The sequence below is a fragment of the Vibrio sp. M260112 genome (assembly GCF_036533775.1).
Classification (GTDB): Bacteria; Pseudomonadota; Gammaproteobacteria; order Enterobacterales; family Vibrionaceae; genus Vibrio.
In genome coordinates, this window is sequence record NZ_JATABH010000047.1 from 13,513 (window position 1) to 28,203 (window position 14,691).

Annotated in this window: 15 protein-coding genes; 11 read left to right on the plus strand and 4 right to left on the minus strand. The window is 44.9% G+C overall.

What is annotated here, in order from left to right; all coding sequences use genetic code 11:
- Positions 1-83 precede the first annotated feature (83 nt).
- A complete protein-coding gene (locus QTN95_RS16475) occupies positions 84-1,436 on the plus strand; it encodes an alpha-amylase family protein (RefSeq protein WP_331418216.1) in 1,353 nt (450 codons plus the stop codon).
- A gap of 49 nt (positions 1,437-1,485) precedes the next feature.
- Here QTN95_RS16475 and QTN95_RS16480 read toward each other — a convergent pair whose 3' ends face one another.
- Positions 1,486-3,348, minus strand: a complete 1,863-nt coding sequence (locus tag QTN95_RS16480) for a methyl-accepting chemotaxis protein (RefSeq protein ID WP_331418217.1) — start codon at positions 3,346-3,348, stop codon at positions 1,486-1,488.
- A 96-nt stretch (positions 3,349-3,444) separates the two neighbouring features.
- Complete coding sequence (locus QTN95_RS16485) at positions 3,445-4,047, minus strand: AraC family transcriptional regulator (RefSeq protein WP_331418218.1); 603 nt, start codon at positions 4,045-4,047, stop codon at positions 3,445-3,447.
- Between the two features lie 188 nt (positions 4,048-4,235).
- On the opposite strand from QTN95_RS16485, the gene QTN95_RS16490 reads away from it, so the two are divergent.
- Positions 4,236-5,336, plus strand: a complete 1,101-nt coding sequence (locus tag QTN95_RS16490) for a 1-acyl-sn-glycerol-3-phosphate acyltransferase (RefSeq protein WP_138973237.1) — start codon at positions 4,236-4,238, stop codon at positions 5,334-5,336.
- Positions 5,337-5,398: 62 nt separating this feature from the next.
- Here the strand turns inward: QTN95_RS16490 and QTN95_RS16495 are convergent, their stop codons facing one another.
- On the minus strand, positions 5,399-6,004 hold the full coding sequence (locus QTN95_RS16495) for a hypothetical protein (protein WP_331418219.1): 606 nt from the start codon (positions 6,002-6,004) through the stop codon (positions 5,399-5,401).
- Between the two features lie 122 nt (positions 6,005-6,126).
- Positions 6,127-6,420, minus strand: coding sequence for a YfcZ/YiiS family protein (locus QTN95_RS16500; RefSeq protein WP_138973238.1), 294 nt, complete (start codon positions 6,418-6,420; stop codon positions 6,127-6,129).
- 499 nt (positions 6,421-6,919) lie between these two features.
- Here QTN95_RS16500 and QTN95_RS16505 point away from each other — a divergent pair, with 499 nt between their 5' ends.
- From QTN95_RS16505 to QTN95_RS16545, 9 genes are all read left to right on the plus strand, one after another.
- A complete protein-coding gene (locus QTN95_RS16505; protein ID WP_138973239.1) occupies positions 6,920-7,381 on the plus strand; it encodes a TetR family transcriptional regulator in 462 nt (153 codons plus the stop codon).
- Positions 7,382-7,701: 320 nt separating this feature from the next.
- On the plus strand, positions 7,702-8,706 hold the full coding sequence (locus tag QTN95_RS16510) for a response regulator (RefSeq protein ID WP_138973240.1): 1,005 nt from the start codon (positions 7,702-7,704) through the stop codon (positions 8,704-8,706).
- Positions 8,706-9,143, plus strand: coding sequence for a PAS domain-containing protein (locus QTN95_RS16515; protein ID WP_138973241.1), 438 nt, complete (start codon positions 8,706-8,708; stop codon positions 9,141-9,143). Before QTN95_RS16510 ends, QTN95_RS16515 begins: the two co-directional genes overlap by 1 nt.
- A 75-nt stretch (positions 9,144-9,218) precedes the next feature.
- Complete coding sequence (locus tag QTN95_RS16520) at positions 9,219-10,721, plus strand: NAD(P)H-hydrate dehydratase (RefSeq protein ID WP_331418220.1); 1,503 nt, start codon at positions 9,219-9,221, stop codon at positions 10,719-10,721.
- 208 nt (positions 10,722-10,929) lie between these two features.
- Positions 10,930-12,858 (plus strand): threonine--tRNA ligase, encoded by a 1,929-nt coding sequence (thrS, locus tag QTN95_RS16525; RefSeq protein WP_331418221.1) that lies wholly within the window; start codon positions 10,930-10,932, stop codon positions 12,856-12,858.
- Positions 12,859-12,861: 3 nt separating this feature from the next.
- The gene (infC, locus tag QTN95_RS16530; RefSeq protein ID WP_269375890.1) at positions 12,862-13,413 is read left to right on the plus strand and encodes a translation initiation factor IF-3; all 552 of its coding nucleotides are present in this window, start codon (positions 12,862-12,864) and stop codon (positions 13,411-13,413) included.
- Between the two features lie 104 nt (positions 13,414-13,517).
- Positions 13,518-13,712 carry a 50S ribosomal protein L35 gene (gene rpmI / locus QTN95_RS16535; protein WP_005377932.1) on the plus strand — a complete coding sequence of 65 codons (195 nt, stop codon included), beginning with the start codon at positions 13,518-13,520 and terminating at the stop codon, positions 13,710-13,712.
- A 41-nt stretch (positions 13,713-13,753) separates the two neighbouring features.
- Complete coding sequence (gene rplT, locus QTN95_RS16540) at positions 13,754-14,107, plus strand: 50S ribosomal protein L20 (protein ID WP_004401084.1); 354 nt, start codon at positions 13,754-13,756, stop codon at positions 14,105-14,107.
- A gap of 165 nt (positions 14,108-14,272) precedes the next feature.
- Positions 14,273-14,536, plus strand: coding sequence for a hypothetical protein (locus tag QTN95_RS16545; RefSeq protein WP_331418222.1), 264 nt, complete (start codon positions 14,273-14,275; stop codon positions 14,534-14,536).
- Positions 14,537-14,691 lie beyond the last annotated feature (155 nt).

Genomic DNA, 14,691 nt, shown 5'->3' on the forward strand with positions numbered 1-14,691 from the left:
TCGTGGCCTGTCCTGTTTTGATAGGATAGCGAAATCAATGATGACGCCTAGCTTGCACTAGGTATATTGTTAAGGAAATCGTGATGTTAACTGCTCACGCGACAGATGTAATTTTGCATGCGTTTGACTGGCCTTATCCTCTAGTTGAACAACGAGCTCGCCAAATTCAGCAAGCGGGCTATAAATATGTTCTGGTCTCCCCGCCAATGAAGTCGTTAAAAAAAACGCAGGGGACAAAGTGGTGGCAACGCTATCAGCCTCAAGACTATCGTGTTATTGATAATCAATTGGGAAATTATCAACAGTTTAAGTCGATGCTTAATGCCCTTAAACAGCATGGGATTGGCATCTATGCGGATGTGGTCTTCAACCATATGGCGAACGAATCGTCAGTGCGCAACGATCTACAGTATCCATCGACTACCGACCTAGACGACTACCAAGCCAACAAAGAGTACTATCAAAATCAACGTTTGTTTGGAGATCTCTCTAAGCCACTGTTTGACCATGATGATTTTGTTGAGGCATTTGGTATTGAAGATTGGCAAGATCGTTGGCAAGTACAAAACGGACGTATTACGAGTGGCCCTAGCGACCCAGGTTTACCAACGTTACGTGTGTGCACCAATGTCATCTCGCAGCAGCAGTCTTACTTAAAGTCTTTGAAGAAACTCGGAGTGAAGGGGTTTCGCATTGACGCTGCGAAACATATGACGCTAGAACATCTTAAACAGGTATGGACTGATGAAATTTGTCAGGACATACATATCTTTGGCGAAATCATTACTAGCGGCGGCGCAACTCAGCCAGAGTATGAGCTGTTCCTTGAGCCATATCTGGCTCAGACGCGGCTAGGGGCTTACGATTTTCCACTGTTTCAAACCTTGTATGACGCATTGCAGCCAAAGGGCAGTCTGAAGAGTCTGGTCGACCCGTACTGTTTTGGTCAGGCACTCTCTGAGACGCGAGCGATCACGTTCGCAATTACTCATGACATACCCAATAACGATGTGTTTGCGAATTTGGTGATGACCCAAGCACAAGAATGGTTAGCTTATTGCTATCTGTTGGGACGAGATGGTGGTGTTCCGCTTATTTATACCGATCTGGATACCAGTGGCATTCATGGCAAAGATCAGCAACCGCGTTGGCTTAAGACGTGGAATGATCCGCAGATGCTTGCAGCAATTGATTTCCACAATCGTATGCACGCTAAACCGATGACCATGATTGAGGCTGGTGATGATCTACTGGTCTTCGCTCGAGGAGAAGAAGGTATGGTTATTCTCAATAAATCGGTCAGAGCTAAAAGCGTTGAACTAAGCAGCAGCACAACTTGGATTGATCTACTGACAAAGCAGAAGTTCCTTTCTAAGGCTGGCATCTGTCATCTAGATGTGCCAGCACAAAGCGCACGGATGTTAATTACGGATTAATACAATAGGCGCACCAGTTACGGTGCGCCTTACTCTTTCTGGGTTGAGATTAGACGGTAAATTTGTTCAAAATACTGTCTTGTTCGCGAATGTTTTCGGTTTGAGCCTGCATGGCAATGTTGGCATTATTTGCGGCTTCTGCAACCTGAGTGGACAAGTCTTTGATCTTCACTGTGTTGTTGTTTATCTCTTCGGCGACTAAGCTTTGCTCTTCGGCGGCTGAAGCGATCTGAATGTTCATGTCACTGATTCGCTGAATGGCATCGCGAATGCTTTCGAGTGCTCTGTTGGCCTCCTGAGCTCTCTCGACAGCGGTGCTAGCAGTTGTTTTACTCATATTCATGGCATTCGACACAGACGTTGCCCCTGCCTGTAATTGCTCAATCATGTTACGGATTTCCGTGGTAGATTCCTGAGTTCGTTGCGCGAGCGTGCGAACTTCATCAGCCACGACCGCAAAACCACGCCCCGATTCACCTGCGCGAGCCGCCTCAATCGCTGCGTTGAGTGCCAGCAAGTTTGTTTGGTCTGCGATGTCATTAATGACTTTGAGTATGGTTTCAATGTTGTCTGTTGCAGATTCTAGGACTTTAACTTCCTCGACCGCCTCATCAATTTTCTGAGAAAGATTGTCGATAGCACTGGTTGTTTCGCTGACAACAGATGTCCCGATACTGGTTGCATCATCGGCTTCTTTTGCCGCAGCCCCTTGAGCATTGTTGGCGACATCGCCTGACGTGGTGGCCATTTCATGCATCGCGGTGGCCAACTGTTCCAGTTCGTGAAGTTGGTCTTGCAGTGCTGAAGCCGATTCTTGCAAGCCGACAGAAGTCATTTCTGAACCTCGCAAAATTTCAGAACCGATCGCTTTAGACTGAGTAATCAGTTGCTGGAGCTGGCTGGTAAAATCGTTAAACCCACTGGCGAGGATAGAGAACTCTTTGTCAGTCTTGGTATCAAGACGTTGCGTCAGATCCCCTTGACCAGAAGCTACGTCCTGAATGGCATCGCTGAGCGAATCGAGAGGGCGCATCAATGTTTTGATCAAAACCAAAAGGATGACGATACTGATAACCAATGCAATCACCGTGTAGATGATGGAGCTGTTTCTCAGGTCAGCAAGAGATTGATATGCGATCTCTTCATCAAGTACTACACCAATATACCAATCTTCGCCGGGCACTTTGGCGAAGTCGAGAGTGTACTCTTTACCATCGATAATGGCTTCTTGGGGCTGGTCTTTAATCTGTGTATCGCCTAAGAACTCTTTCATAGGCTTACCATTTAACGCTGTCGTTGGGTGCGCAATGGTTGTGCCATCACCAGAGACGATAAACACGTACCCCGCGTTAAAGAGATCGACCTTGTTAACCAGTTCAGCGAGTGCGGCCAAGCTCACGTCATAAAATATCGCACCAATAAATTTACCGTTATCTCGCACTGGGGTGGCGATCGAAACCAGTATTTCACCCGTGCCTGAATCTGCGTATGGCGCAGTAATGATGAGCTTTCCAGAGTTTTTCGCGTCAATATACCATGGTCTGACACGGGGATCCCAACCTGCACCAGGGTCCCATGATGCTTCATTACCTATGTGTGAACCGTCGCTTTCAAACCCTAACCCAGCAAGGAGGAAAGTCTCTTTTATCACAGGTCGGGTGATAACCTCGGAAATAGCGTCAGGTGAAAGGTCAAGCTCAAGCATACTTGTGGCATAAGAGGCTATCGCTTTACGAGCATTAATTTCAGATGCGGTCGTGTCTCGGACACCGTTAACGATTTCGGTGACGCTAGAAGTAACCTGAGATTTCACTTCACTTCGAACAATATAGTATTGCTGAAGAGTCAGAAGTGTAACAGTCGCTAAAAGCAGGACAGACGAAGCGGCCACAATCTTATGGCTAAATTTCATTTCATGATCCTCATAACTATAGATAAACTCTTTATTTATAGATCTATAGTTATGAAATGAGTATTCAGCCAGAAAAAACTAAAACTTTTCTATCAGTTAAAGGCCGAGTATGGTTTTCTCTAATCCCGTCAACAACGATTCGTTACCATCAAATAGCGTCGAGACAACTTGTGCGCGTTTTTTACCAGACTTCATCTGCTTACATGCCTCTCTAACCGTTAGGACTAATTGGAGTTCATTGGCTAATGAAGAAGTTTGATTCACTTTCCAGTGATTGATTTTCTGGCTGAGTTTGCTCTCTTTTAGAACCGGTTTTAAAGAGGTGAGTTCTTGGCGTAAAACCGCCAGCAAGTCGAGTTGTGCTTCGCGGTTGGCGACGAGTGTTGCGAGTCGATTAAGCACGGCTGCCATTAACTCATTGAGCTCAACATATCCACCTTGCTTAGGTAATTGAGACGTGACACGTGACGACACTTGTACAGAACGAACGAGGGTTTTCGGCGTATAAGTTATCGCTGTCAGGGCGTCGAAAGGTAACCAGAAAGATTGTCCCGCTTCTACTGCATACTCTTGTTTACCGAGTTTAACCAATACCAAGCCCTTCTCAACGCAAATAAGCTGATGTTTCAGCAGCTTTTTTCGTGATGTAGAAACAAGGAAGTCGTATAGCTCAGATTGGAAAGAGATTGCGTAGTGCATGGTGTCGCTCATCGGTAAAGGGGCGCTAAGATTAACGCTTATTGTTAAAAAAGCCAACTTTGTGGAAGGTATCGCCCAATTTCCGATAAAGAGTCTGGTCTGACCTTGCCGATTCTGCGAGAACTGTAGCTGCTAAGAACCATTTCTCAGCGTAGAATAGTGCGGCTTTTTACCTAACGAACAGAATAATGACGACAAACACAGACCCTTTTATTGAGATTCGTCCTTACAATGACGATGAAATTCCCGCGGCAATTGACCGCTTAGTTAATGATGAAGAATTCATCAGTGCGATTTTACAGCACCGCTTTTCAAACCACGCTGGTTGGTTTAAAACCTTAATGTCGCCAGTGGTTAAGATATACCTGAAGATGAAATGGTCCAAGCTCAAGTCGGTTGAGACCATACAACTTGAGGTTAAGAAGTATCTAGATCAAACCCTTAAGTCCACAACTCGAGGCGTGACTTACAGTGGTCTGGATAATTTAGACACAGAGCAGGCTTACCTGTTTGTTTCTAACCATCGTGATATCGCGATGGATCCTGCTCTGGTTAACTATGGTCTGTTCAAGAATGGCCATAAGACAGTCCGTATTGCTATCGGTGACAACCTGCTGAAAAAGCCTTGTGCGACTGAGCTGATGAAGCTCAACAAAAGCTTTATTGTTAAACGTTCAGCCAAAGGCCCTCGCGAAATGATGAAGGCCCTCGGTACTTTGTCTGGGTATATCAAACACTCTTTGGATACTGGTCACTCAATCTGGATCGCTCAGAAAGAAGGCCGCGCAAAAGATGGTAACGATTTTACCGATCCAGCAATCTTAAAAATGTTCCATGTCGAAGGTCGAAAGCTCAAGCTCTCATTTCCTGACTACATCAAGACGCTAAAAATTGTTCCGGTTTCTATCTCTTACGAAAACGACCCATGTGATATTGCGAAAGCCATCGAGTTGCATGCTAAAGATTCTGTCGGCAGTTACGAGAAAGGCGAGTTTGAAGATATTGAAAGCATTATCCAAGGTATTGTTGGCGATAAAGGACACGTGCATGTCGCATTTGGTGATGTGATTGAGCAGGACTTTGAAACACCTGAAGCACTGGCTCAAGAAATTGATCGTCAGATTCATGCTAACTACAAGCTATTCCCAATCAATGAGCTTGCTGCGGGCAATGAACAAGTGGATGAACAGGTCAAAAAGACGTTTGCCGAAAAGTTGAACTTACTACCAAAGGATGCCCAGCCTTATTTGGTTGCCAGTTATGCCAACCCAGTAAAGAACCGCCCATAGTGGCTAGGCGTTGAGTTTCTAAAGCCTCATGCTCTGCATGGGGCTTTTTTATTTGACTGAGGCTAGGGAGCAACGGCTCCACCCAACGTTAAGTTTGTTGGCCACTTAGTAATGCGATTGCCACCTAGGAAAATATTCCCTTTTACCGTCATCGTTTCGGGAAACTGAGTGATCTTCGAACCGCCTATATACAAATTCCCATCGACTGTTAAGCCCTCTGGAAGTGATTCGAGTGGCGTACGTATGACACTGAGATCGCCTTTTACTCTGAATCGTGGAGGAAGAGAGGTGACTGGTGTATCAGTTAAATTAATATAGCCGCCGACTTTCACCCCACTGGGCCAACGAGTAATTTGGGAACCGATCAGGTTAGCAAATCCACGAATATTGATCCCTTTTGACAATTTCTTTAAGCCACTGTTGGAGGCATCTAAATTGCCTTGGATATCCATTCCTTGCGGAAGATGTTGAATTTGGGTTTTTGCGATGTTGAGATTGCCTTGGACAACAAGTCCTGCGGGAAGCTCGGTATAGGGTTTATTACGCAAATCCAGATTACCGTAGTTGTCGAGATGATTGAGAATACGGAACTGGTCGAGTGGTTTCGCGTAGGCAACAAAACACAGCGAGCAGAGCAATGGGATTAAGTAAAGTGGGTTGCGAATCATAGCCAGTAGATGAGTTACTTTTAGGTCACTATGAGTTCTAGGCTAGAGCAGGTCAATGACAATGACAAGCAAAGTCAAAAAAACGGGCACAAGCGCCCGTTTTATAAAGAATAAATCACTGATTATCGTGCTAGCGATCGAGTTTTTAACTCAAAAATCAGTTTCTCTGCACTCACTTCAAATTTAAAACGAGCGGTTAACTCTGATGACTCGTCATCAATTGGCGTTACTTCGTGCTCTACATTCGCGCACACTTGCTGAGCGAGTTGAATGTACTTGTTTAGCTCAGCTTCTAAAAGGGTTTTACCTGCTGCATAGATGGTTACTTCAGCAACATCATCGCCTTCTTTAATGATGAAACCCATTTCGCCTGCGCAGCCACATGCCTCGCATACTTGATCTTGTTCGGTGCTCATTTAGACATCCTCCTACAAATAATGTGGCTATATTAGCGAGTTATTTGATGTTTATCCATAAAAAGCACTGTGTCAGGTTTCAGTGTAAGCGCAGCATGATATGTTGACAGTTGAGTAATTTTTAATCTTTTGTTCGATAATAGTTCTTGTTTGACTGTGAGGTAGATCAACTAATGACGAAAATACGTGTCATTATTTTGTCATAGTGCCATTCATTTCGTTGTCAGAACTAACAATTTGTAAGATTATCGATAGCTCACAATTATATTAAAAAAATAATGCCTTGTGGGTTATAGAAACACACAAAGTGTCTCTATAAATATTTAGCTTGCACAACAATTAGGTAGTTCATGCGGTTTAGCCGTTGTTTGATCTTTGTGTTTCATAAGAGACATGGTTTCTATTGTTACATGACGGGTTGAAGTGAAAGCTAGTCACTTGGCGTCAATAATTGACTCAATATGAGTTTAGACGGATTTACAGAGAGAAGAGCCTGAACATGCCAAAGCGTAGTAAAGAAGATACCGAAATCACGATTCAGAAAATCATGGATGCGGTTGTTGATCAGCTTTTGCGTCTCGGTTATGACAAAATGTCGTACACCACACTGAGCCAGCAAACTGGTGTTTCGAGAACCGGCATCAGCCACCATTTTCCGAAGAAGACCGATTTCACCGCCGCACTAGATGGTCGAATCTTCAAGATGTTTGTTGACCACGTAGAGTTCGATAATGGGTTGGATGCCTTTTCATCTAGTTGGATCGCAGCGTTGGATAATGAAGAGTTTCGTGCCATCCTTCGCTTGCTTTTTCACCATATTGTTACATCTCAGAGCACACACGAGTTTGCAAGCAATGGCATTGACCGCTTGTACAAGATGGCTGAAACACAATTCGGTGAGGGTAGTGCGAAAGAGCTGGAGTGGTTAATTGGTAAATCACTCATTCGTATGGCTAAATAGCCAATCGTCAAAGCCTTCTTCGGAAGGCTTTTTGGTCTTAATTAAATTCGCCACTTCTCTTCTTCTCTCTCCTAACTCGATACGTTTTCTCATCGAGCGGCAAGATTTAGTCACCCAGCAACTGAGTCAGCTAAACTATTTTTAGCAATGTGAGTGCATTTGTAGATCGCCAATTTTCACGTGGTCTACCATTAAAATGTTGCTAATTAATTTTTTTTGTAACTGTTTGGCTAATAAAGCATCAATGCACTGTATTTGGTAACTCGGTGGTCTGCTACACTGTGATTGTTACAACAACCAATAGAGGAGTAGGTGTACGCATGACTTTTCCCGTCCTTATATGCGATGACTCCGCTTTAGCGAGAAAGCAAATGGCTCGCTCACTGCCTGCTTCGCTAAATGCTGACATTTCCTTTGCTGTGCACGGCTTAGACGCTCTGGAACAGCTGGAAAAGCAAGAATTTAAATTAATGTTTCTCGACCTGACCATGCCTGAGTTGGATGGTTTTGGTACGTTAGAGGAAATTGCGAATCGAAACATCGATATCTCCGTAGTGGTGGTATCTGGTGATATTCAACCTAAAGCTAAAGAACGAGTGATGTCTCTTGGTGCTAAGGCATTTGTCCAAAAGCCCATAGATAAAGATATCCTCAATAGCGTTCTTAAACAGTTGGTTGAACCCGTTACTCAACCTCGGATTGTGACGCCCGTTTCCATCGAGCTACCCATTTTGCGTCGTCGAGATGTCTATATGGAGGTCGCTAACGTCGCGATTGGCCGCGCTGCTGATGCGCTTGCGCGACATTTCGATGTGTTTGTTCACTTACCGCTACCCAACGTCAATATTTTTGAAGTGAGTGAACTTCACATGGCGTTGCGAGATCTCGCCGAAAACGATCAGGTTTCTGGTGTTTGCCAAGGCTTTAGTGGTGAGGGGATTGCCGGAGAAGCGTTAGTTTTACTTAGTGATTCGAGTGTTTCTGATCTCAAGAAATTGATGAAAGTTCCCGCTGATAGTGAAGAGCTCGAGGAGCTGGAACTGCTTATGGATGTGTCAAACATACTCGTGGGCTCTTTTCTCAATGGCCTTGGTCAACAAGCAGAAGTGCGTTTTTTCCAAAGCTCACCCGTCCTGCTGGGGCAGCATATTTCTATCGATTCGGTCATTTCTTCCACTTCAGGATCGTTTAAGAAAACCATGACATTTGAAGTCAGCTACAACATTGATGGCACTTCAATTCGTTGTGATTTGCTGTTTATGTTTGTCGACGAGTCTTTGCCGTTGCTAGATAACAAACTCGCTTATTTGATGGAGGACTTCTGATGTTAAATCTTCCAGCTGAATTTGAGCAATTCCATTGGATGGTCGACATGGTACAGAATGTCGACTTAGGACTGGTCGTTCTCGACAAAGATCATAACGTTCAGGTTTGGAACGGCTTCATGACTCATCATAGTGGTGTACAAGCACATGATGCGATAGGTAAGTCCTTGTTTGAGCTCTTCCCTGAAATTCCTCAGGAGTGGTTCAGATTGAAAACCAAACCAGTCTATGATTTAGGCTGTCGAAGCTTTATCACTTGGCAACAACGCCCTTACTTGTTTAAGTGCCGCAACGTACGCCCAGTGACTCAGCAAGCAGATTTTATGTACCAGAACATCACGCTTAATCCGATGCGAACCCCAACAGGGGAAATCCGATCCTTGTTTCTTTCAATTCAAGACGCGACCGCAGAAGCTCTGGTGTCAATAAATCAATAATTTGCCAACAACGCCAAGGAACTCCTTGGCGTTGTCGTCTAAGCTATAGAGTCGATTCCAGCCAAGATACACACTATGAAACTCTCTATCCCTAGTTCACTTTTTACTGGCCAACAAGTTAAACGAGGCGAACAACGTGCTGCGCAACTCGCCGGCGTAGAGATGTACACCTTGATGCAACGTGCGGGCGGTTCGGCTTATGACTTGCTCAAGCGACTCTATCCTCAAGCCTCACGTTTGTTGATACTCGTTGGTAGTGGCAATAATGGTGGAGATGGTTTCGTTGTGGCCAAACTCGCTCAAGCGGATGGCATGAACGTCACCGTAGCGCTATACGGGGACGAGTCCAAGCTCGCGGGGGATGCGCTGAAGGCTAAGCAAGAGTGGCTGAACTGCGGCGGAGAGTTTACCTCTCTTGAGTCTCTTGACCTAGAGAGGCTCGATGTTGACGTGGTAGTGGATGGTTTGCTGGGGACGGGGCTTTCGGGCGATGTTCGACTACCACTCCAGAATCAGATTGAGCGCGTAAATCATCTTGATCTGCCTACCTTATCAATTGATCTTCCGTCAGGTCTGTGTAGCGATACGGGACGTGTATTCGGCAAAGCGATACGCGCCAATCACACCATAACGTTTATCGGTGTAAAACAGGGTTTGATGACGGGACAGGCGCGTGAGGTAACAGGGCAAATCCACTTCGCAGGATTGGGGGTAGACGGAGAATTTCTTCAGTGTGAAAAAGCGTCTAGCTCTCTGCTCGATATCGATGAGATGCGTGACGTATTGCCGCGTCGCAAACCCACAGCCCATAAGGGGCATCATGGGCGCTTGCTTTGTTTGGGGGGCAATGAAGGTTTTGCTGGTGCGATAAGATTATGTGCGAGCGCCGCCGCACGTAATGGAACTGGGTTGATTAGAGCACTATGCCATGTCCATTCCAGCATCGCTCTTCAGGTCAGTTGTCCTGAGGTGATGACTCAAGCTTGGAACCATCAATACGATGCTTTGCACCACGCGATATCAGAGGCTGATGTCATTGCGATTGGCCCAGGGTTAGGTAAGGATGAGTGGGCGCAAGAAATTTATCGAGCAACGGTCTGTGTCGACAAACCCAAAATCGTTGATGCCGATGGACTCAACCTGTTGGCTGTTGACTGCCATCGGGATCCGTTACGAATTATCACACCGCATCCTGGAGAAGCCGCAAGATTACTGCAATGCGGTGTCAAGCAAGTGGAGCAAGATCGATTCTCGGCAGTGCGAGAGTTGCAAGCGAAGTTTGGCGGTGTCGTCGTCCTAAAGGGCGCTGGTACCTTGGTTTGCGACGAAACGGATATCTTTGTCTGTTATGCGGGTAATGCAGGTATGGCAACAGGTGGAATGGGCGATGTACTAACAGGGATCATCGCTGCGATGCTTGCACAAGGTCTTAGCTTGGTTAATGCCGCGAAAGTGGGAGTGCTGCTCCATAGCGCGGCGGCAGATGAACTGGCACATCAAGAAGGCCAAATTGGCTTGTTGGCGAGTGATGTGGTGCACCACTCTCGTACGGTTCTCAATAATTGGCTTTCTGACTAATAATCGAACTTTTTTCAGCCATTTCTGTGACTTCGATTGTTATTTCACGCTAATCCGTTACAATGCTTGCTCGTTCCTGAGTTGTGCATCCGTATTTGCATATAAAAGGACAAATCCTCTTGTCTTTAACGCCTTGATTTTCTAGTTAAAGATACGTTTAAAATACACGTGTTGCTTGGTGTGCAACACCACTGTAAAGGACAGTTAAATGCCTATTATTACTCTTCCTGACGGCAGTCAGCGTCAATTTGACAACCCAGTTTCTACTCTTGATGTTGCTCAATCTATCGGTCCTGGTCTTGCGAAAGCAACCATTGCTGGACGTGTAGATGGTAATCGTGTTGACGCTTGTGATCTTATTGAACAAGACGCAAGCCTAGAAATCATCACAGTAAAAGATGAAGTTGATGGTCTGGAAATCGTACGCCACTCATGCGCTCACTTGCTAGGTCATGCGATCAAGCAACTTTTCCCTGAAGCGAAAATGGCGATTGGTCCAACTATCGATAGCGGTTTCTACTACGATATCGACTTAGAGCACTCACTCACGCAAGAAGATCTTGAAAAGATTGAAAAGCGTATGCACGAGTTGGCAAAGACTAAGTACCAAGTGATCAAGAAAAAGGTCAGCTGGCAGGAAGCACGCGATGCATTTGAAGCTCGCGGTGAAACATACAAGATGGAAATCTTGGACGAAAACGTTGCACGTGATGATCGTCCAGGCTTATACCATCACGAAGAATATGTCGATATGTGTCGTGGTCCACACGTTCCACACATGGGATTCTGTCAGCACTTTACCCTACTGAATGTAGCTGGTGCTTACTGGCGTGGTAACAGTGACAACAAGATGCTGCAACGTATCTACGGTACTGCATTCCACGATAAAAAAGCGCTTAAAGCTCACCTAACTCGTTTAGAAGAAGCGGCGAAGCGCGACCACCGTAAAATCGGTAAGCAATTAGACCTATTCCACATGCAGCAAGAAGCACCTGGCATGGTGTTCTGGCATCACAATGGTTGGTCTATCTTCCGTGACCTAGAAGTATTCGTTCGTTCGAAACTAACAGAGTACGGTTACCAAGAAGTAAAAGGTCCACTTATCATGGATCGTGTTCTGTGGGAACGTTCTGGTCACTGGGACAAGTACGCAGAAGCAATGTTCACTACCTCTTCTGAAAACCGTGACTACGCACTTAAGCCGATGAACTGCCCGGGTCATGTTCAGATCTTTAACCAAGGCCTGAAATCATACCGTGATCTGCCACTTCGCATGGCTGAGTTTGGTTCATGTCACCGTAACGAGCCATCAGGCGCGCTACACGGCATTATGCGTGTTCGTGGTTTCACTCAGGATGATGCTCACATCTTCTGTACTGAAAGCCAGATTCAAGAAGAAGTGACTAGCTGTATCAAGATGGTTTACGATACATACCAAACTTTTGGTTTCGAAAACATCGTAGTTAAGCTATCTACTCGCCCTGAAAAACGTGTTGGTTCGGATGAGATCTGGGATCAATCTGAAGAAGCGCTGAAGCAATCTCTTGAAGCGATGGATATTCCATACGAAATTCAAGAAGGCGAGGGTGCATTCTACGGACCTAAGATTGAATTCACGCTGCATGACTGTCTAGACCGTGCATGGCAATGTGGTACAGTTCAGCTAGACTTCAACCTACCGGGTCGTCTAGGCGCTACCTACGTGGATGAAAATAATGAGCGCCAAGTGCCAGTGATGATTCACCGTGCGATTCTGGGCTCACTAGAGCGATTCATCGGTATTTTGATCGAAGAATACTACGGCTTCTTCCCAACTTGGTTATCGCCAGAACAGACTGTAATCATGAATATCACTGACAAACAGTCAGATTATGTTCAGGAAGTGGCACAAAAACTACAAAAATGTGGAATTAGAGCTAAAGCGGACTTGAGAAATGAGAAGATTGGCTTTAAAATCCGCGAACATACTTTGAAGCGTGTACCGTATATGCTTGTTTGTGGCGACCAAGAAATGGAAGCTGGTGAAATCGCAGTACGTACTCGTAAAGGTAAAGACCTCGGTAAGTTTAAAGTGGATGATTTTATTTCCTACATCCAAGACGAGATCTCTACCCGTAAGCTCAATCTGGAGGAATAAACTATTAAAGGCGGAAGACGCGGCCAAGTACCGGCCAAACAAAATGCTCATCGTTTAAACGGTGAAATTCGTGGCGTTCGTGAAGTTCGTTTAACTGGCGCTGATGGCGAATCAGTTGGTGTCGTTTCTATTCAAGAAGCAGTAGCAGCAGCTGAAGAAGCAGGCATGGATCTGGTAGAAATCAGTCCAAACGCTGAGCCACCAGTATGTCGTGTAATGGACTACGGTAAATTCCTCTTTGAGAAGAGCAAATCTGCTAAAGAGCAGAAGAAAAAGCAAAAACAGGTTCAGATTAAGGAAGTAAAATTCCGTCCTGGAACTGATATTGGAGACTATCAGGTAAAACTACGCAACCTGACGCGTTTCCTTGAAGAAGGCAACAAAGTGAAGGTAACAATTCGCTTCCGTGGCCGAGAAATGGCACACCAAGAGATCGGTGTTGACGTTCTAAATCGTCTGAAGGAAGACACTGCTGAAATCGCTTTAGTAGAATCTTTCCCTAAGAAGATCGAAGGTCGTCAAATGATCATGGTTCTTGCCCCTAAGAAGAAGTAATTAACGGCTTTGCAAGTAATTAACCCTGCCGTTGTTAAAACGGCGGGGTTTGTTCGCCCTAATTACTATTGTTTATACAACTCAACAATGCGGAGTTATTCATCATGCCTAAGATGAAAACCAACAAAGGTGCTGCTAAGCGTTTTAAGAAAACTGCTGGTGGTATTAAGTACAAGCACGCTACAAAACGTCACATCCTGACTAAGCGTACTACTAAGAACAAGCGTCAGCTACGTCCAAATGCAATCCTTCCTAAGTGTGAAGTGGCTGCAGTAATTCGTATGCTACCATACGCATAATTCTTTTTAGTTTATTAATCGTTTAGTTTAGGAGAAGCATAATGCCTCGCGTAAAACGTGGTGTACAAGCTCGTGCACGTCATAAGAAAGTTCTAAAACAAGCTAAAGGTTACTATGGTGCACGTTCACGTGTTTACCGCGTAGCTTTCCAAGCAGTTACTAAAGCTGGTCAATACGCTTACCGTGACCGTCGCAACAAGAAACGTCAATTCCGTCAACTATGGATTGCACGTATCAACGCTGCATCTCGTCAAAATGGTCTATCTTACAGCCGTTTCATCAACGGTCTTAAGAAAGCATCTATCGAGATCGACCGTAAGATCCTTGCTGACATCGCGGTATTCGACAAAGCTGCATTTGCAGTTCTAGTTGAAAAGGCGAAAGCTGCTCTTTAATTAGAGTTAGTGATTAGGATTAAGAAAAGGGGAGCTTAGGCTCTCCTTTTTTATGCCCGCTTCTTTTGCCTGTTAATAAGCGTTATGTGCCTAGTGTGATTTGTCTGACATTATGTGCAATTAGATGTCTATATTATGTGCGGTGGTCATTCATAAGGAGTGGTTATGGCACTTACAAGTAAAGTCAAAGTTGTTGTTTCCTTTGCTGCTATGGCGATATCTTCGGTTTTTCTAGCTCTAGACTTATTTGGCGTAATTCCTTTTCTGGTTTTAGTTATTTCCTTTTTCACAGCAGTTATTCAAGGAGCTCTTTGTTTCCTAGGATATAAAGATGGAGACATGTTTGAAGCATATCAGGACTTTGAGCGCACAGAGGCAACAGCCTTTACAAATTTGCTCAAGGATAAAAAGGAATGTGACAAACTTTGAAGGCGGAACATAACAAGCAATTTAAGAGTGATTCACAACGCTTATATGGACTCCCTATTGTTGTCAAAAAGTATTGTTAACGAAGGTTAGATGCTTGCTTATATACGGGCTCTAGTTGAGAAGCTATCTCGGGCCACTTTGATGTGTTCGCACCG